17 protein-coding genes are annotated in these 18,189 nt (G+C 74.8%); 10 read left to right on the top strand and 7 right to left on the bottom strand.

Annotated elements, in window-relative coordinates; translation table 11 throughout:
- The first annotated feature begins 1 nt into the window (after position 1).
- On the top strand, positions 2 to 1,285 hold the full coding sequence (locus tag ACI79C_RS10085; protein ID WP_456945510.1) for an erythromycin esterase family protein: 1,284 nt from the start codon (positions 2 to 4) through the stop codon (positions 1,283 to 1,285).
- Entirely contained in the window at positions 1,285 to 1,965 is a 681-nt protein-coding gene (locus ACI79C_RS10080; protein WP_456945509.1) for an alpha/beta hydrolase, read from the top strand. The genes ACI79C_RS10085 and ACI79C_RS10080 overlap by 1 nt, the downstream gene beginning before the upstream one ends.
- Before the next feature lie 86 nt (positions 1,966 to 2,051).
- Here ACI79C_RS10080 and ACI79C_RS10075 read toward each other — a convergent pair whose 3' ends face one another.
- On the bottom strand, positions 2,052 to 3,476 hold the full coding sequence (locus tag ACI79C_RS10075) for an NAD(P)/FAD-dependent oxidoreductase (RefSeq protein WP_456945508.1): 1,425 nt from the start codon (positions 3,474 to 3,476) through the stop codon (positions 2,052 to 2,054).
- A gap of 120 nt (positions 3,477 to 3,596) precedes the next feature.
- Between ACI79C_RS10075 and ACI79C_RS10070 the strand changes: the two genes are divergently transcribed.
- The 7 genes from ACI79C_RS10070 to ACI79C_RS10040 all read left to right on the top strand — a co-directional run bounded on the left by ACI79C_RS10070 (position 3,597) and on the right by ACI79C_RS10040 (position 11,984).
- Entirely contained in the window at positions 3,597 to 4,280 is a 684-nt protein-coding gene (locus tag ACI79C_RS10070) for an alpha/beta fold hydrolase (RefSeq protein WP_456945507.1), read from the top strand.
- A 35-nt stretch (positions 4,281 to 4,315) separates the two neighbouring features.
- Entirely contained in the window at positions 4,316 to 5,482 is a 1,167-nt protein-coding gene (locus tag ACI79C_RS10065) for an ROK family protein (protein ID WP_456945506.1), read from the top strand.
- A gap of 275 nt (positions 5,483 to 5,757) precedes the next feature.
- The gene (locus ACI79C_RS10060) at positions 5,758 to 7,314 is read left to right on the top strand and encodes a sugar ABC transporter ATP-binding protein (RefSeq protein ID WP_456945505.1); all 1,557 of its coding nucleotides are present in this window, start codon (positions 5,758 to 5,760) and stop codon (positions 7,312 to 7,314) included.
- Positions 7,311 to 8,498, top strand: a complete 1,188-nt coding sequence (locus ACI79C_RS10055; protein ID WP_456945504.1) for an ABC transporter permease — start codon at positions 7,311 to 7,313, stop codon at positions 8,496 to 8,498. The genes ACI79C_RS10060 and ACI79C_RS10055 overlap by 4 nt, the downstream gene beginning before the upstream one ends.
- A gap of 117 nt (positions 8,499 to 8,615) precedes the next feature.
- On the top strand, positions 8,616 to 9,668 hold the full coding sequence (locus ACI79C_RS10050) for a substrate-binding domain-containing protein (RefSeq protein ID WP_456945503.1): 1,053 nt from the start codon (positions 8,616 to 8,618) through the stop codon (positions 9,666 to 9,668).
- A 65-nt stretch (positions 9,669 to 9,733) separates the two neighbouring features.
- Positions 9,734 to 10,903, top strand: coding sequence for a Gfo/Idh/MocA family protein (locus ACI79C_RS10045; RefSeq protein ID WP_456945502.1), 1,170 nt, complete (start codon positions 9,734 to 9,736; stop codon positions 10,901 to 10,903).
- A 73-nt stretch (positions 10,904 to 10,976) separates the two neighbouring features.
- A complete protein-coding gene (locus tag ACI79C_RS10040; RefSeq protein ID WP_456945501.1) occupies positions 10,977 to 11,984 on the top strand; it encodes a sugar phosphate isomerase/epimerase family protein in 1,008 nt (335 codons plus the stop codon).
- Positions 11,985 to 12,127: 143 nt separating this feature from the next.
- Here the strand turns inward: ACI79C_RS10040 and ACI79C_RS10035 are convergent, their stop codons facing one another.
- The 3 genes from ACI79C_RS10035 to ACI79C_RS10025 all read right to left on the bottom strand — a co-directional run bounded on the left by ACI79C_RS10035 (position 12,128) and on the right by ACI79C_RS10025 (position 14,111).
- Positions 12,128 to 12,628: a cupredoxin domain-containing protein gene (locus ACI79C_RS10035; RefSeq protein WP_456945500.1), complete on the bottom strand. Its 501-nt coding sequence runs from the start codon at positions 12,626 to 12,628 to the stop codon at positions 12,128 to 12,130.
- Positions 12,629 to 12,789: 161 nt separating this feature from the next.
- Positions 12,790 to 13,728: an alpha/beta hydrolase family protein gene (locus tag ACI79C_RS10030; RefSeq protein ID WP_456945499.1), complete on the bottom strand. Its 939-nt coding sequence runs from the start codon at positions 13,726 to 13,728 to the stop codon at positions 12,790 to 12,792.
- On the bottom strand, positions 13,725 to 14,111 hold the full coding sequence (locus ACI79C_RS10025; protein ID WP_456945498.1) for a hypothetical protein: 387 nt from the start codon (positions 14,109 to 14,111) through the stop codon (positions 13,725 to 13,727). Before ACI79C_RS10025 ends, ACI79C_RS10030 begins: the two co-directional genes overlap by 4 nt.
- Before the next feature lie 15 nt (positions 14,112 to 14,126).
- On the opposite strand from ACI79C_RS10025, the gene ACI79C_RS10020 reads away from it, so the two are divergent.
- Positions 14,127 to 14,657: a helix-turn-helix domain-containing protein gene (locus ACI79C_RS10020; RefSeq protein ID WP_456945497.1), complete on the top strand. Its 531-nt coding sequence runs from the start codon at positions 14,127 to 14,129 to the stop codon at positions 14,655 to 14,657.
- Positions 14,658 to 14,732: 75 nt separating this feature from the next.
- Here ACI79C_RS10020 and ACI79C_RS10015 read toward each other — a convergent pair whose 3' ends face one another.
- From ACI79C_RS10015 to ACI79C_RS10005, 3 genes are all read right to left on the bottom strand, one after another.
- Positions 14,733 to 15,236, bottom strand: a complete 504-nt coding sequence (locus ACI79C_RS10015; RefSeq protein WP_456945496.1) for a hypothetical protein — start codon at positions 15,234 to 15,236, stop codon at positions 14,733 to 14,735.
- Positions 15,237 to 15,343: 107 nt separating this feature from the next.
- Complete coding sequence (locus ACI79C_RS10010; RefSeq protein WP_456945495.1) at positions 15,344 to 16,846, bottom strand: DEAD/DEAH box helicase; 1,503 nt, start codon at positions 16,844 to 16,846, stop codon at positions 15,344 to 15,346.
- 328 nt (positions 16,847 to 17,174) lie between these two features.
- Entirely contained in the window at positions 17,175 to 18,179 is a 1,005-nt protein-coding gene (locus ACI79C_RS10005) for a GlxA family transcriptional regulator (protein ID WP_456945494.1), read from the bottom strand.
- Positions 18,180 to 18,189 lie beyond the last annotated feature (10 nt).

Here is an 18,189-nt window from a genome sequence, read left to right as displayed (position 1 = left end):
CGTGACCGCGGGCGTCCGCGACCTCGCCCTCCCGCTGCGGGACGAGGGCGACCTCGACCCGCTGCTGGAGCGGGTCGGGGACGCCCGCATCGTGGCGATCGGCGAGGCCAGCCACGGCACGCACGAGTACTACGCCTGGCGTGCGGCGCTGACCCGCCGGCTGGTCACCGAACGGGGGTTCGGCTTCGTGGCCGTCGAGGGCGACTGGCCCGACTGCCACCGGGTCCACCGCAGCGTGACGCTGCGCCCGGGCGCCGACGCCGACCCGTACGACGCGCTGGACGCCTTCTCCCGCTGGCCGACGTGGATGTGGGCCAACGACGACGTCGTCGACTTCTGCCGCTGGCTGCGCGAGGTCAACGCCGGGCGGCCGGCCGAGGCTCGGGTGGGCTTCCACGGCCTGGACGTCTACAGCCTCTGGGACTCGATGCACGAACTGGTCGCCTGGCTGCGCGAGCACGAGCCCGGGCACGTGGACACCGCCGTGCGCGCGCTGCGCTGCTTCGAGCCCTTCGGGGAGGACGGCGCCGAGTACGCCTTCGCCAGCCGCTTCGCGCCGACCACGTGCGAGCAGGCCGTCGTCGACCTGCTGCACCACCTGTGCCAGGAGCGCGGCGAAGCGGGGTCCGCCGACGACCCGGACGCCCGCTTCTCCGCCGAGCAGAACGCCGCCGTGGTCGTCGGCGCCGAGCGCTACTACCGCGCGATGGTGGGCGGCTCGGCGCAGTCGTGGAACGTCCGCGACGTGCACATGGCCGACACCCTCGACCGGCTGCTGACCCGTGCCGGGGACAGGGCCGTCGTCTGGGAGCACAACACGCACGTCGGGGACGCGCGGGCCACCGACATGGCCGGTGCCGGGATGGTCAACGTGGGGCAGTTGCTGCGCGAGCGGCACGGTGCCGACGACGTCGTCCTCGTGGGTCTCGGCGGCTACGCGGGCGGGGTGGTCGCCGGGTCGGAGTGGGGTGCGCAGATGCAGCGGATGCCCGTCCCCGAGGCGCGGCCCGGGAGCCTGGAGGCGCTGCTGCACGCGGAGGTCGGACAGGATGCGCTGTTCGTCGTCCCCCCGGGTCCGCGGCCGGCCTGGCTGGACCGCCGGCTCGACCACCGGGCGATCGGGGTGGTCTACCGGCCCGATCGGGAGCGCTGGGGCAACTACGTGCCCACGGTGCTGGGGGAGCGCTACGACGCCTTCCTGTACCTGGACACCACCGGGCCGCTGCAGCCGCTGCACCTCGAGCGCGCCGACGAGCACGTGCCACCGCCGGCGCACGTCGTCTGATGTCGGGAGCCCTGCGACCGGCCGCGGACGGGCGGCTGCAGAGCCGGCCGTCGGCCTCGCTGCCCGGCTCGGCGTCGACGTCCGGGGTGGTCGCGCTGGACCTGGGCGGGCGGGACGACGCGCTGCTGGTGGTGCCCGACGGCCCGCCGGTCGCGCGGCCGCTGCTCGTCTTCTGCCACGGCGCGGGCGGCACCGCGGCGCAGAGCCTGGCGGCGGTCGGGGACCTCGCCGCGGCCCGGGGCGTGCTCGTCCTGGCGACCACGTCGGTGGACCGGACGTGGGACCTCGTCACCGGGGGCCTGGGCCGGGACGTCGCCGTGCTCGACGCCGCCCTCGAACGGGCCTTCGCCGCGCACCCGGTGAGCCGGGTCGCCGTCGGCGGGTTCTCCGACGGTGCGTCCTACGCGCTGTCCCTCGGGCTGGCCAACGGCGACCTCCTCGACGCCGTCCTGGCCTTCTCGCCCGGCTTCGTCGCGGCTCCCGGGGTCGAGGGGCGGCCGCGCATCTGGATCTCCCACGGCACCACCGACCGCGTGCTGCCGGTCGACCGGTGTGGCCGGCGGGTGTCCCGGCAGCTCGCCGCGGCCGGCTACGACGTCACGTACGCGGAGTTCGCCGGCGGCCACGTGGTGACCCCCGACCTGGTGACCGCCGCCCTCGACCACTGGCTGGACGGCTGACCGCCACGCCCGACCCGCGGCGCGTGGTGGCACCCACCGTGGCCTCACCCGGACCGGGGACCACGATGAGTGCACACCGGCAGCACCTAGGCGGACTTGCGCTCGGTGACGTCCTCGGCGGGCGCGACGTCGTCCTTGGGGCCGCCGGTCTTGGACACCGAGAAGCCCGGGCCCAGGTGCTCCAGCGCCAGCCGGCCGTAGACCTGCTGCTGGGTGGCGACCCGCTCGGCGCGGCCGCGGCCGAGGAAGCTGACCACCCAGTGCAGCATCGTGGTGAGCCGGTTCTTGAACCCGACGATGTACATCAGGTGCACGACCAGCCAGAGCACCCAGGCGATGAAGCCCTGGAACTTGAACTTCGAGATGTCGGCGACCGCGGAGAACCGGGAGATGGTCGCCATGGAGCCCTTGTCCTTGTAGCGGAACGGGCCGGCGGGCTGACGGCCCTCGAGGCGTCGCACGATCGCGTCGGCGGCGTACCGGCCACCCTGGATGGCGACCTGCGCGACGCCGGGCAGCCGGTCGAGGCTCATCATGTCGCCGACCACGTGCACCTCGGGGTGGCCGGGCAGGGTGAGGTCGGGCTGGACCGCGACCCGGCCGGCCCGGTCGACCTCGGCGCCGGACTGCTCGCCGAGCTGGCGGCCGAGCGCGGAGGCCTGGACGCCCGCGGCCCAGATCTTGGTGGCGGCCTGGATGCGCCGGGTCTGCCCGTCGGCGTCCTTCACCTCGATGCCGTTGGCGTCGACGTTGGTGACCATCGCGCCCAGCTGCACCTCCACACCGATCCGGTTGAGCTGGCGGCGGGCGCGGTCGCCGAGCTTCTCCCCGAACGAGGGCAGGACGGCGGGTGCGGCGTCGAGCAGGATGACCCGCGCGTTGGTCGGGTCGATGGAGCGGAAGTCGCGGCGCAGGGTGCGGTGGGCCAGCTCGGCGATCTGTCCGGCCATCTCCACGCCGGTGGGGCCCGCGCCGACGACGACGAAGGTGAGCAGCCGGTCGACCTCGGCCGGGTCGGTGGCCAGCTCGGCCAGCTCGAAGGCGCCGAAGATCCGGCCGCGCAGCTCCAGGGCGTCGTCGATGCTCTTCATGCCGGGGGCGAACTCGGCGAACCGGTCGTTGCCGAAGTAGGACTGCCCGGCGCCGGCGGCGACGATCAGCTCGTCGTAGGAGTGCACCGTCCGCCGGCCGAGGATGGTCGAGGTGACGGTGCGGTTGGTCAGGTCGATGTCGGTGACCTCGCCGAGCACCACCCGGGCGTTCCTCTGACCGCGCAGGATCTCGCGGGTGGGCGGGGCGATCTCGCCCTCGCTGAGGATCCCGGTGGCCACCTGGTAGAGCAGCGGCTGGAACAGGTGGTGGCTGGTCTTGCCGATCACCGTGATGTCGACCGGGGCCTTGCGCAGCCGCTTGGCGGCGAACAGCCCGCCGAACCCCGACCCGATGATGACGACCCTGGGACGGCCGGACGGGGGAGTGCCGACGGGTGCGGTCGCAGGTGATGTCGTCATGACGAATGAGTCTCCCATCCCGACGTCTCGAGACCGTGCGCGGCCTCGAGGGATGCAGGCCACAGTCTGGCCCTACCCGTGGAGCGGCGCCTCACGCAGCGGGCCGGTAGACCGTTCGGGGTGACCCTCCCCGCAGTCCGGCCGGTGCTGGTCCCCGGGCTGGGCCTGGACGCCCGGTCCTCCGCCCGGCTGCGCCGGCTGCTCCCCGGCGACGTCGTCGCCCTGCCCGGCATGGGCCGCGCCGCGCCGGTCCCGACCCTCGACGAGCTGGCCCGCCAGCTGTGCGACCGGCTCGGGCCCGGGCCGGTCCTGCTGGTCGGGCACTCGCAGAGCTGCCAGGTGGTGGCCGCCGCCGCGGCCGACCCGCGGGTGGCCGGGCTCGTGCTGCTCGGGCCCACGACCGACCCGCGGCTGCGGTCGGGCCCGGTGCTGGTCCGGCGGTGGCTCCGGACGGCACTGCGCGAGCCGTGGGCCCAGGTGCCGCTGGTCCTCGCCCAGTGGTGGTCCACCGGCCCGCGGGCGATGGCCCGGCTGTGGCGGGTCGCCGCACCCGACCGGATCGACGTCCGCCTGCGCGGGGTCGGGGTGCCGGTGACCGTCGTCCGAGGCACCCGCGACCGGCTGTGCCCCGACGACTGGGCCACCGCCGTGGCCGCCGCCGCGCCGCGCGGCCGCCTGGTCGAGGTGCCCGGTGCGGCGCACATGACCGTGCAGACCCACCCCCACGCGGTCGCCGACGTCGTGGCGGGCGCCCTCCGGGAGTGCGGTGGCCCCGGGGAGGGGCCCGGGCGGCATCGGGGATGAGCGGGCTGGTGGCACGGCCGTGTCACGATGGCGCCGTGGCGCACACATCTGCCTCGGCCGGCGCGCTGCTCAACCACGTGCGCACGGGCCGCGCGCGGAGCCGGGCCGAGCTGGTGGCGCTCACCGGGGCGTCGCGCAACACCGTCAGCGCGCGGGTCGACCAGCTCATCGCCGCGAACCTCCTGGAGGAGGGCGGGCGCGGGTGGAGCACCGGTGGGCGCCCGCCGACGCTGTTGCAGTTCAACAGCCGGGCCGGGTGGGTGCTGGCCGTGGACCTGGGCGTCACCAGCGTCGACGTCGCCGTCACCGACCTCTCCGCGCAGGTCCTCGCGACCGCGGGCCACGCCATCGACATCGCCGAGGGCCCCGGCCGGGTGCTGGCCGAGGTGGACCGGCTCGCGCAGAAGGTGCTCGCCGAGGCCGGGCTCACCCCCGCCGAGGTGTGCGCCGTGGGCGTCGGCGTCCCCGGGCCGGTGGAGCACTCCAGCGGGCGGCCGTCCCACCCACCGATCATGCCCGGCTGGCACGACTACCCGATCCCCAGCGCGTTCGGCCGCTACGACTGCCCGGTCTACGTCGACAACGACGTGAACGTCATGGCCCTCGGCGAGATGGGGGTCGCCGGGTCGGTCCAGGACGTGCTCGTCGTCAAGGTCGGCACCGGGATCGGCTGTGGTGTCATCGTCGACGGCCGCGTGTACCGCGGGGCGCAGGGCAGCGCCGGCGACATCGGGCACATCCACGTCGCCCAGCCCGACGGGCGCACGGTCATCTGCCGGTGCGGCCAGGAGAACTGCCTCGAGGCGATCGCCGGGGGCGGTGCGCTGCTCCGCGACGCCGTGGCCGCCGGGCTGCCGGTCACCACGATCCGCGAGGTCGTCGAGCGGGCGGCCCAGGGCGACGGGGTGGCCCTGGAGCTGGTCCGCGACGCAGGCCGGACGATCGGCACGGTGCTCGCCGCTCTCGTCAACTTCTTCAACCCCCACCGCATCGTCATGACCGGGGGCGTGGCCCGGGCCGGCGTCCCGCTGCTGGCCGGCATCCGCGAGGCGGTGTACCGCCGGTCCATGCCTCTGGCCGCCCGGGCGCTGGAGATCACCGTCAGCGAGGCACCCGACCTCTCCGGCCGGGTGGGCGCGGCACTCATGGCGATCGAGGGCTTCCTCGACGAGGACTCCGTCCACCAGGCCGTCACCCGCTGACCCCACCGCGGGGCGGGTCCCCGGCGACGCTCGGTGGCCCGGAGGGCGCGGATCCGGGCGACCCGCCCGTGCGCCGACACTGCGGACGTTGCGGTTCGGTAACTCCCGCACGTGGCCTTGACCACACATCGGCGCCGCACATAAGTTGTCGCCTGAACCGACTAATGGTCAACGATGAGCAAAAGTCCGGGTGGTGTCGCGGTGTCCTCTCTGTCCCTGCCGGAGCTCGGGAGTCGTCCCGAGCCGGTCGCGGCCCTCCGCGCCGGAGGGCGCGCGTGACCGCGCCGCTGCTGGAGATGCGCGGCATCGTCAAGAGCTTCCCGGGGGTCCGGGCGCTCGACGGTGTCGACCTCGACGTCCGGGCGGGTGAGGTGCACTGCCTGCTCGGCCAGAACGGCGCCGGCAAGTCCACGCTGATCAAGGTGCTCGCCGGTGCGCACCAGCCCGACGCCGGGAGCATCTCCTGGCGGGGCGAGCCGGTCTCGCTGGCCACCCCGCAGGCCGCGATGTCGCTGGGCATCGCGACGATCTACCAGGAGCTCGACCTGGTGGCCGGGCTGACCGTCGCGGACAACATCTTCCTGGGCCGGGAGTTCTCCCGGTTCGGTCTCACCCGTCCCGCCGAGGGCAACCGCGCCGCCAGCGCACTGCTCACCCGGCTCGGCCACCCGGAGATCCGGCCCACCGCCGAGGTCGGCTCCCTCCCCGCCGCGGCGCAGCAGATGGTGAGCATCGCCCGGGCCCTGTCGCAGGACGCCCGGTTGATCATCATGGACGAGCCGTCGGCGGTCCTCGACAACGAGGAGGTCGAGCGGCTGTTCCGGGTGATCCGCGACCTGCAGGCCGCCGACGTCGCCGTCGTCTACATCTCCCACCGGCTCGAGGAGATCCGCGAGATCGGTGACCGGATCACCGTGCTCAAGGACGGCCGGACGGTCGCGACCGGGCTGCCCGCCCGCGAGACGCCGACCCGCGAGGTCATCACGCTGATGACCGGCCGCACCATCGAGTACGTCTTCCCCACCCGGGAGCAGCAGCCGCACACCGACGAGGCGCCGCTGCTCGAGGTCGAGGGGCTGGGCCTGCGCGGCTCCTTTCACGACGTCTCCTTCCGGGTCCGCCCCGGCGAGATCGTCGGCCTGGCCGGGCTGGTCGGCTCCGGGCGCTCGGAGATCCTCGAGACGGTCTTCGGTGCCCGTACCGCCACCAGCGGCACCGTGCGGGTCGCCGGCCGGCGGCTGCGTCCCGGCGACGTCGGGGGAGCGGTCGCGGCCGGCGTCGGGCTCGCACCCGAGGAGCGCAAGAGCCAGGCGCTGCTGCTCGGCGAGTCGGTCTACCGCAACATCAGCATCTCCAGCCTGGCCCGGTTCGCCCGCGCGGGATTCCTCTCGGGCGCGGCGGAGAAGGACGCCGCGCGCCGCCAGGTGGAGTCCCTGGAGGTGCGGCCGGCCGACGTCGACCGCGAGGTCCGCACCCTCTCCGGCGGCAACCAGCAGAAGGTCGTCCTGGCCCGCTGGCTGCTGCGCGACTGCCGCGTGCTGCTGCTCGACGAGCCGACCCGCGGCGTCGACGTCGGCGCCCGGTCGGAGATCTACGCGCTGGTCCGGGAGCTGGCCGACCGCGGTGTCGCGGTGGTCGTCGTCTCCAGCGAGATCCCGGAGGTCCTCGGGCTGGCCGACCGGGTCCTGGTCGTCGCCGAGGGGGCGGTCGTGGCCGAGCAGCCGGCCGCAGAGCTCGACGAGCACCGCGTGCTCGACCTGGTCATGGAGGGGATCGGCCACCGAGGTGCCCCCCTTCCCGGAACGATGCAGCACGAAGGGGACGTGGCATGAGCGGGAGCACCACCGCCACGACGGGGGGAGCGGCCGGCGCGGCCGCGGACCCGGCGGCGCGCGGCCGGAACGGCGGGGGAGGGGCGAGCTTCATGTCCGGCCCGGTCGGCCGGAACCTCGGCCTGGTCGTGGCGCTGGCGATCCTCTGCGTCGTCGGCGTCGTCACCGCCGGTGAGCGGTTCGCCGACGTCGACAACGTGCTGACGATCCTGCGGCTGGCCGCGGTCATCGGCGTGGTCAGCATCGGGATGACCTTCGTGATCATCGGCGGCGGCATCGACCTGTCCGTGGGTGCCCTCGTCGCCCTGGCCTCGGTGTGGGCCACCACGCTGGCCACCCAGCAGATGGCCGAGGACTTCCACTGGATCGTCATGGTCTTCACGGCGGTCGTGGTGGGGGCGGTCGCCGGGCTGGTCAACGGCCTGGTCATCGCCTACGGCAAGCTGGCCGCCTTCATCGCCACCCTCGCGATGCTCGCGGCGGCCCGCGGGCTGGCGGAGATCATCGCCAACCGGCGGACGCAGATCATCCAGGACCGCGACTTCCTCGCGTTCTTCTCCGGCAGCGTCCTCGGCATCCCGACCCTGGTGATCATCTTCGCGCTGGTCGCGGTCGCCGGATGGGTGCTGCTCAACCGCACCACGTTCGGCCGGCGCACCTTCGCCGTGGGCGGCAACGCGGAGGCCGCGCGGCTGGCCGGCATCCGGGTGCAGCGGCACACCGTCAAGCTCTACGTGCTGTCCGGCATCACCTGCGGCATCGCAGCGGTGATGATCATGGCGCGGACGACGACCGGCAGCTCCACCCACGGCACGCTCTACGAGCTGGACGCGATCGCCGCGGTGGTCATCGGCGGCACCCTGCTCATCGGGGGGCGCGGCACGATCGTCGGCACCGTCCTCGGCGTGCTGATCTTCACCACGCTCGGCAACGTCTTCACGCTGAACAACCTGTCCAGCTCGGCGCAGGCCGTGGCGCGCGGCGTGATCATCGTCGCCGCCGTCCTGCTCCAGCAGCGGCTGGCCACCGGCGGGTTCAGCTTCCGCCGGCCCTCCGCGGGGCCACCGCCGTCCGGCGGCCCGGCCGTCCAGGGCTCGCCCGCGGGGGCGGTGTCCGGCGGCACCAGCGGGGACGGCGGACCCGGTGGCGCGCGCCCCGGTGGCGCGGAGCGCTCCCAGACCTGACCGGCGCGCCGCGCACACCGGTCAGCACCACCCCGCCGGGCCCCGGCCCGCTGGGCGCACCACCACGTGACAGACGACCTGGCACTCCGAGCCAGGGAGGCACATCGAGGAGAGAACATGTCTGCAGCGAGGCAGCGTCCGTTCCGCCGCCTGACCTACACCGCGGTCGCACTCATGAGCGCCGGCGCCCTCGTGGCCGGCTGCACCAGCAACACACCGGAGAGCTCCGGGGCGGAGGGCGGCAACAACGCCGCCAGCGACAACGACGAGGCCGGCGAGACCGTCCGCATCGGCTTCTCCGCGCCGGCCGCCGACCACGGCTGGATGGCCGGCATCAGCCAGGCCGCCCAGGCCGAGGCCGACCGCTTCGAGGACGTGGAGCTCAGCATCGCCGAGGGCACCAACGACGTCAGCACCCAGATCAGCCAGGTCGAGACCTTCATCAACGAGGGCGTCGACGCCATCGTGCTGCTGCCCTTCGACGGCGCGGCGCTGACCCCCGTGGCGCTGCGGGCCATGGGGGCGGGCATCCCGGTCATCAACGTCGACCGCGAGTTCAACAGCCCGTTCGCCGCCCGGGCCACCGTCCTCGGCGACAACTACGGCATGGGTGTCTCGGCCGGCCAGTACGTCTGCGAGCAGCTGGGTGACCAGCCCGACGCCGTCGTCGCCGAGATCGCCGGCATCGACTCGCTGCCGCTGACCCAGGACCGCAGCCGCGGCTTCGCCGACGCACTGGCCGAGTGCGGCCTCAACGTCGACAACCGGGTGGCCGCGGACTTCACCGTCGAGGGCGGCGAGGAGGCCGCGGCCAACCTGCTGCAGGCCGCGCCGCAGATCGACGCGATCTGGAACCACGACGACGACCAGGGCGTCGGCGTCCTGGCCGCCATCACCAACGCCGGCCGCAGCGAGTTCGTCATGGTCGGCGGGGCCGGCTCGGCCAACGCGATGCGGGAGATCCAGTCCGGCGACTCGGTGCTCCAGGCGACGGTCATCTACCCGCACACCCAGGCTGCGGACGGGATCGCGCTCGCCCGGCTCGTCGCGCAGGGCAAGAGCATGTCCGACCTCACGTCCCAGGGCGTGCCGCAGCGGATCGTGCTCGACGCCCCGGTCGTCACCGCCGAGAACGTCGACCAGTACATCGACGCCGCCTTCGAGTCCTGACCGCTGCCGCGGGGTCGCCGGAGCCCGGTGCTCCGGCGGCCCCGCTCCACCTCCGGAGCGACCGCATGACCTCCACCCTCGGCGTCGGCCTGATCGGCTACGCCTTCATGGGCGCCGCCCACTCCCAGGCCTGGCGCACAGCCCCCCACTTCTTCGAGCTGCCCCTGCGACCGGAGCTGACCGTGCTCGCCGGCCGGGACCCCGCCCGGGTCGCCGACGCCGCCGAGCGGCTGGGCTGGTCGAGCACCGAGACCGACTGGCACCGGGTGGTCGAGCGTCCCGACGTGGACCTGGTCGACGTCTGCACGCCCGGCGACACCCACGCCGAGATCGCCATCGCCGCCCTCGAGGCCGGCAAGCACGTCCTGTGCGAGAAGCCGCTGGCCAACACGGTGGCCGAGGCCGAGGCGATGGCCGAGGCCGCCGCACGGGCCGCCGCCCGCGGCGTGCGGTCGATGGTCGGCTTCACCTACCGCCGCGTCCCCGCCATCGGCCTGGCCCGGCAGCTGGTCGCCGAGGGCCGGCTCGGTGAGATCCGGCACGTGCGCGCGCAGTACCTGCAGGACTGGATCGCCGACCCGGCCGCGCCGATGTCGTGGCGGCTGGAGAAGGACAAGGCCGGCTCCGGCGCGCTCGGCGACATCGGCGCGCACATCGTCGACCTCACCCAGTACATCACCGGCGAGCGGGTGACCGGGGTCAGTGCCCTGCTGGAGACCTTCGTCAAGCAGCGCCCGCTGCCGGTCGCCAGCGGCAGCCTCACCGGGGTCGGCGGCGAGGAGCTCGGGGAGGTGACCGTGGACGACGCCGCGGCGTTCCTCGGCCGGTTCACCGGCGGCGCGCTGGCGACGTTCGAGGCCACCCGCTTCGCGCTGGGCCGCAAGAACGCGATCCGCATCGAGGTGAACGGCTCGGCCGGCAGCCTGGCCTTCGACTTCGAGGACATGAACGTCCTGGAGTTCTTCGACGGCTCCGAGCCCGCCGCGACCGCCGGCTTCCGCCGGATCATCGTGACCGAGCCCGAGCACCCCTACGTCAGCGCGTGGTGGCCGGCCGGGCACGGGCTCGGCTACGAGCACGGCTTCACCCACCAGGTGGTCGACCTGGTCACCGCGATCGCCAAGGGCGAGGACCCCACCCCCTCCTTCGCCGACGGGCTGCAGGTCCAGCGGGTGCTCGACGCCGTCGAGCGCAGCGCGGCAGCCGAGTCCCGCTGGACCGAGGTCCCGGCCTGAGCGCCCGGCCGGAGCACGTGCCCGCCGTCGGCTGACCCCCGACTCCCACGGATCCATCGAGAGAGGACCTGCGATGCCCCGTCCCGTCACCCTGTTCACCGGCCAGTGGGCCGACCTGCCCTTCGAGGAGATGTGCCGGCTGGCCTCCGACTGGGGCTACGACGGCCTCGAGATCGCCTGCTGGGGCGACCACCTCGACGTCGAGCGCGCCGCGAACGACGACGCCTACGTGCAGGAGCGGCTCGCCCTCCTGGACAAGTACGGCCTGAAGGTCTGGGCCATCTCCAACCACCTCAACGGCCAGGCCGTCTGCGACGACCCGATCGACGAGCGGCACCGCGGCATGGTGCACCCGCGGGTGTGGGGCGACGGCGACCCGGAGGGTGTCCGGCAGCGGGCGGCCGAGGAGATGAAGCTGACCGCGCGCGCGGCCCGCAAGCTCGGTGTCGACGTCGTCGTGGGGTTCACCGGGTCGAAGATCTGGAAGACCGTGGCGATGTTCCCGCCGGTGCCCGAGTCCATGATCGAGGACGGCTACGCCGACTTCGCCGCCCGGTGGAACCCGATCCTCGACGTCTTCGACGAGGTGGGGGTGCGCTTCGCCCACGAGGTGCACCCGTCGGAGATCGCCTACGACTACTGGACGACGGTCCGCACCATGGAGGCGATCGGCCACCGGGAGGCCTTCGGGCTCAACTGGGACCCGAGCCACTTCGTCTGGCAGGACCTCGACCCGGTGTCGTTCATCTGGGACTTCAAGGACCGGATCTACCACGTCGACTGCAAGGACGCGAAGAAGCAGGTGGGCAACGGCCGCAACGGCCGGATGGGGTCGCACCTGCCCTGGGCCGACCCGCGGCGGGGCTGGGACTTCGTCTCCACCGGACACGGCGACGTCCCGTGGGAGGCCTGCTTCCGGATGCTGAACACGATCGGCTACGACGGGCCGATCTCGGTCGAGTGGGAGGATGCCGGCATGGACCGCCTCGTCGGCGCCCCGGAGGCGCTGCAGTTCGTCCGCCGGCTGGCGTTCGACCCGCCGTCGGCCGCGTTCGACGCGGCCTTCGCCAGCGGGAACTGAAGGAGGCCCCCTGCCCCCGCCGCTCGCCGGCTCGCGGCGGGACCCGGCAGGGGGGCCGGTGGAGCGGCCGGCGGTCGGGGGTCCGCCGGCCGCTCCACCGGTGTCCGCCCCCCGCCGTCATCGGCGGGGGTGGGGCGCACGGGTCACGCGCTGACGGTGACCGGCACCTCCATGCCGTTGGCCCGGTGCTGGCCGACGCTGCAGTAGAAGACGTAGTCGCCCTCCTCGAGGGTCACCTCGAGGGTCGCCGAGGCGCCCGGCTGCAGGACCTCGGTGGCGGCGACGTCCTCGCCGTCCCGCTCGACGACGAAGTCGTGCGGCATGTTGCCGGTGTTGGTGACCTCGAAGGTGTACGTGCCGGCGGAGTAGGAGTCCTCCGACAGCTCGAAGTCCATCTCGACCGCGTTCACCGTCACCGTCTCGGACTCCGCGGCCGGCGCCGCCGCCTGGGACTCCGGGGCGTCCGAGGACGGCGGCGCCGCGGCCGCGCTCGAATCGGTCTCAGCGGCACTGCTGGTCGAGCCGCCGGACGCGGTGTCGGTGTCGGCGTCGTCCCCGCCGCAGGCACTCAGCCCGAGGCCGAGGGCGAGCACGAGGGCCGCGGCGCGGCGGGAGGAGCGGGTGGAGCCGGTCAGTCGGAGCACGGGACCTCCTCGGTGCCGGCGGTGGCCCCGCCCCGTCGGCGGGCACCGCTGAGGCTCGCGATACTGCAACTTTGCAGTAATTCGCGGAACCCCTTCACAGGGGGCTCACAGGTGGCCGACAGCGCGTCGCCAGGGGAGCCGCGCGGCCTCACTCCGGAGGATCAGCCGGTGACGCGCCGACACCAGGCGACGACCGTGGCGAGCACCTCGGCGTCCACCGGGCGGCGCAGCTCCTCCCGGTAGGCCCGCAGCGAGGCGGGGCCCGGCTGGCGGCGCAGCGTGTGGGTCAGGCCGGGCACCCGGTGGACCTCCACCGGGCCGGGCACGGTCGCGGCGATCCCGTCGAGGTCGTCCGCGGGCACCTGGAGGTCCAGGTCGCCGGTGATCGCCAGCACCGGGACGGCCAGGCGGGCGAGGTCGGTGCGCGGGTCGTGCGCCAGGAACTCCCGCGTCCACCGGGCATTGAGCCGAGCGCCGCCGACGCGGGCGACGTCGGTCGTCGTCGCCTTGATCTTCTCGTGGTTGGCGGCGACCTTGGCCTCGAGGTCGGTGCGGGACAACCGCAGCAGCGCGCGCACCGGCGCGGGGAGGGTGGGGGCGATCCGGCGGGCCTGCCAGCGCAGCAGCTCCTCGCCGGGGGTGGCGCTCATCGACAGCAGGACGACGCCGGCGGTGCCGCTCCCGGCGTCCGGTCGGCCGGCGTCGCGGGCGGCCAGCGCGGCGGCCAGGATCGCGCCCTCGCTGTGCCCGGCGAGCAGCACCCGGCCGGGGTCGACCTCGGGCCGGGCGGCCAGCGCGTCGCGCGCCCGGGCGAGGTCGTCGACGTTGTCGTACAGGCCGGCGGCCCGCCAGTCCCCGGGGCTCTCGCCGACACCCCGCTTGTCGTAGCGCAGGGAGGCCAGGCCGCCCTCGGCGAGGGCCGCGGCCAGCTGCCGGCTCACGTCGAAGCGGGCGCGGCGGTGGTTGGCGTCCCGGTCGAGCGGGCCCGACCCGGCGGCCAGCACCACCGCCGGCACCGGCAGGGGGGTGTCGGGGAGGGTGAGGGTGCCGGCGAGCGGGTGCTCCCCGGGGACCCGCAGCGGCAGCTCGCGCACCGTCACCGGCCCGCGGTGAGGCCGGCGGCCAGCGCGGCGGCGTCGTCCGAGCCCACCAGCAGCGTGTCGAACCGCTGGCCGGACAGCCGGACGCGGACGGCGGGCTGGCCCCGGCGCACCGAGACCAGCGTCTTCTCCCCGTGCCCGCGCCAGGTGCCGATCTTGCGGACGCCGGGCAGGCCGAGGCCGGGAGCGCGCAACCCGCGCGGAGCGGTCAGCCCGTCGGGGACGACCTCGACCGATCGCACCGACGACCGCGGGACCTCCAGGTCGCGCAGCAACCCGAGGGCCTTCTCGGTCGCGGTGAGGGTGATGCGGAGGGTCTGCGGAGTGGTCGTCAACGTGGCCATGGGCCTATCATTCTCGAAGTTGATACCGATGTCAATCATGAGAACGGTGAGGCCATGGCGACCGCGGACCTGCTGCTGCACCCCGTGCGCCTGCGGATCGTGCAGGCCTTCCTCGGCGACCGGGTGCTGACCACCGCCGACCTGCGCACGGAACTGGCCGACGTCCCGCCGGCGACGCTCTACCGGCACGTCGGCGTGCTGGCCGAGGCGGGGATCCTCGCGGTGGCGGGGGAGCGGCGGGTGCGCGGGGCGACCGAGCGCAGCTACCGGCTGGTGACCGAGGCGGCCTCGGTGGACGGCGCGACCGCGGCGACGATGTCGGCCGACGAGCACCGGCGGGCCTTCGCGACCTTCGTCGCGGCTCTGCTCGCCGACTTCGACCGGTACGCGGACCGGGCCGACGGCGACCGGCTGGACCTCGCCGCCGACGGGGTCGGCTACCGGCAGGTCGCGCTCTGGCTGACCGACGAGGAGTTCACCGAGCTGGTGGGCCGGCTGCGCGCCGTCCTCGCGGCCGCCGCGGCGTACGAGCCCGACGGCACCCGGCGCCGGCGGCTGGTCAGCCAGGTCTTCCTGCCGGGGTGACGCGGCGCGCGGACCCGCGTCGCGTCACCCCGCGGTCAGGGCACCGGCCCGAGCGTGCGAGGGCGCGGTCCTCCCTCAGGCGGCTTCGCGCCGGGCGGCGCGAGTGGCCTTCCGGTTGGCCTTGGCGAGGGTCTTCGCGGCCTTGCGGACCTGCCGCGGCTTCCGGTCGATGGTGCCGCGGGTGAGCAGGCCGACGCCGATGCCCAGCAGCCAGACGTCCTTGGCGACGGTCAGGCCCTCCTGGGTCGGGGCCAGGCTGCCGGGCTTGCGCATCCCCGGGGTGTTCAGGTACAGCCCGAGCAGGCCGCCCGAGAACCCGGTGAGGATGGCGCCGGCCAGCGCCGTCGGGACGAACGGGGTGAGCAGCGCGGCCCCGACGGCGATCTCGGCGTAGGCCAGCCCCTTCACGAACTGCTGCGGGGGGATGTCCTTCAGGAACGGGTAGGTCCCCGTCGCGAACCCGTGCAGGCCGGCGGCGGTGGCCTCGTCGGCGCCGCGCTTGCCCAGGCCGCTGTTGAGGATGAACGCGCCGGCCGAGATGCGGGGGCCGATCTCGGACAGGGTGATGGGCAGGGCCATGGTGGTGTACCTCGCTGGTCGGGGGCGGGTGGGTCGAGAGCTCGACCCACCCTGCCCGCCTCCTGCCGTGCCCACCACCCCGGCGGTCGATCGGGCCGGCAGGGCGGTCAGCGCCCCCCGCGCCGGGACCGGCCGCTGAACGTCGCGGCCGAGTGGGTGCCGGCGCGCGCGGCCAGCTCCGCCCGGGTGCGCGCCGGGCCGGCCGCGCGACCGGAGCCGCCCCGCCCGCCGGACGCTGCGGTGCCCGCCGTCGGGGCGGCCTTCGCCGGGGTGCCCGCGGACCCGCCACCGGACCGGCGGCGCCGGCCGCCGCCCTGGCCCTGCGGCTGGGGAGCCGGCGCGGGGGCGGGCTCGACGTGCGGCGCGGGCGGCCCGGTCAGCGCGCTGATCTCCGGCGCGCCGGGCCGCACCACGCTCACCGTCGGGCTGATGCCGGCCTGCCGGGCGAGGGTGCGCACCTCACCGGCCTGGTCGGGCGTCGCGACGGTCACGACCGTGCCGCCGGCGCCGGCCCGCGCCGTCCGCCCGGAGCGGTGCAGATAGGCCTTGTGCTCGGCCGGCGGGTCGACGTGGACCACGAGCGCGACGTCGTCCACGTGGATGCCGCGCGCGGCGATGTCGGTCGCGCACAGCACCCGGGTCGCCCCGCTGCTGAAGGCCTCGAGGTTGCGCTCGCGGGCGTTCTGGCTCAGGTTGCCGTGCAGGTCGACCGCCGGCACGCCGGCCGCGGTCAGCTGCTTGGCCAGCTTCTTGGCCTGGTGCTTGGTGCGGGTGAACAGCACGCTGCGGCCCAGGCCCGAGGCGAGCTCGCGCACCACGGCGGCCTTGTCCGCGGCCTCCACCCGCAGGACGTGGTGGGTCATCGTGGCCACCGGGGCCACTGCCGGGTCGACCGAGTGGGTGACCGGGTCGGACAGGTAGCGCTTCACGAGGACGTCGACGCCGTTGTCGAGGGTGGCGGAGAACAGCAGCCGCTGGCCCGTCTTCGGTGTCCGGTCCATGATCCGCTTGACGCCGGGGAGGAAGCCCAGGTCGGCCATGTGGTCGGCCTCGTCGAGGATCGTGATCTCCACGGCGGAGAGGTCGGCGTGGCCCTGGCCGATGAGGTCCTCCAGCCGGCCCGGGCAGGCGATGACGACGTCGACGCCGGCGGCCAGCGCCTGCACCTGCGGGTTCTGGCCGACCCCGCCGAACACGGTGGTGGCCTTCATGCCCAGCGCCCGGGCCAGCGGGTCGACGACGGCGAGCACCTGGTTGGCCAGCTCACGGGTCGGCACCAGCACCAGCGCGCGGGGCCGCCGCGGCTGCCGGCGGCTGTCCGACGCGGCCAGCCGGGCCACCAGCGGCAGGCTGAAGGCGAGCGTCTTGCCCGATCCGGTGCGCCCGCGGCCGAGGACATCGCGCCCGGACAGGGAGTCCGGCAGCGTCGCCACCTGGATCGGGAAGGGCGCGGTGATGCCGCTGGCGGCGAGCACCTCGACCAGCGGTGCGGGCACGCCGAGCGCGGCGAAGGTGGTGTCGGTGGGCAGCACGGTGGCCGGGGCCCCGCCGGGGACGACGGCGGCCGGGACCGGGTCCTGCCGCGGCGTGGAGGGGTGGGGCTGCGGCATGGCCGCGGGGTGGTCCTGTCGGGCGGCCGACGATCGGCCGCGGCCCCGGCTGCCGCGGCGGCGGGAGCGCGGCGCGGCGTCGGAGGCGGGCGTGGACGGGTCGTGCGAGGTCATTCGGTCTTCCTGACGGTCGGGGTGGCCGCCGTCGATCCCGGGCGCGGCGCACCTGCGCAGGGCAGGGCGAGCTCGCGTCGTCCGCGGGACGTCGGGCAACCGGGCGCGCCTCGGTGGCGCAGCCTCGGGCCGACGTCGAGTCCTGCAGCTCCGGATGAGCGGAGGGCGGCGCCGGTACGTCGTACTCAACCAGACGCCGAGGGCCGCGGTTCCGTCAGGCGGGGGAGTCTCCGGTCACACCCGCGCCGCGGTAGGTGCGGCGGTAGGTCCCCGGGGCCACGCCGATGCTGGCCCGCAGGTGCTGGCGCAGCGAGGCGGGCGTGCCGAAGCCGGCGTCCGCGGCGACCCGGTCGATGGGCGCGTCGGTGGCCTCCAGCAGCTGCCGGGCGAGGGCCAGCCGCTGGCCGGCCAGCCAGCGCAGCGGCGAGAGCCCGGTCTCCTCGCGGAACCGGCGGGTGAACGTGCGCACGCTCATGCCGGCGTGCGCGGCCAGGTCGGCCAGCGTCAGCGGATCGCCGAGGCGTTCGGTGGCCCAGGCGCGGGTGGCGGCCGTGCCCGCGTCGCCGGCCTCGGGCAGCGGGCGCTCGACGAACTGCGACTGGCCGCCCTCCCGCCACGGGGCGACGACGTTGCGCCGGGCGACCCGGTTGGCGACCTCGCTGCCGTGGTCCCGGCGCACCAGGTGCAGCAGCAGGTCGATCCCGGCCGCGTTGCCCGCGGAGGTCAGCACGTCGCCGTCGTCGACGAAGAGCACCCCCGGGTCCAGGCGCACCGACGGGAACAGCCGGTGGAAGGCCTGCGTGTGCATCCAGTGCGTGGTGGCCGGGCGGCCGTCGAGCAGGCCCGCCGCGGCCAGGACGAAGGCGCCGGTGCAGATCGACAGCATCCGGGCGGAGCCGGACGCCGCGCGCAGCACCTCGGCCAGGTCGGCGGGAAGGGTGCCGTCGGTCATCGCCGTCCCGCCGTGGACCCCGGGGACGACGACGGTCTGCGCGGTGGCCAGGAGCGAGGCGTCGTGCTCGGGCAGCACGGTGAAGCCGGCGGAGGTGCGCACCGGGCCGCCGTCGAGCGTGGCGACCCGCACCCGGTAGAGCCGCCGGTCCTCGCCGTCCACGGCGGACTCCAGCAGCCGGTGGGGGAGGCCCAGCTCGAAGGCGATCGTGTTCGGCAGCGCGAGGACGGCGACCTCGTGGCGGTCCGGACTCGGGCCTGGCGACATGGCCGGATCG

This window comes from Geodermatophilus sp. SYSU D00697, assembly GCF_054050175.1.
Note: the sequence above shows the minus strand (reverse complement) of the source record. Positions and strands in the feature narration are given on the sequence as shown.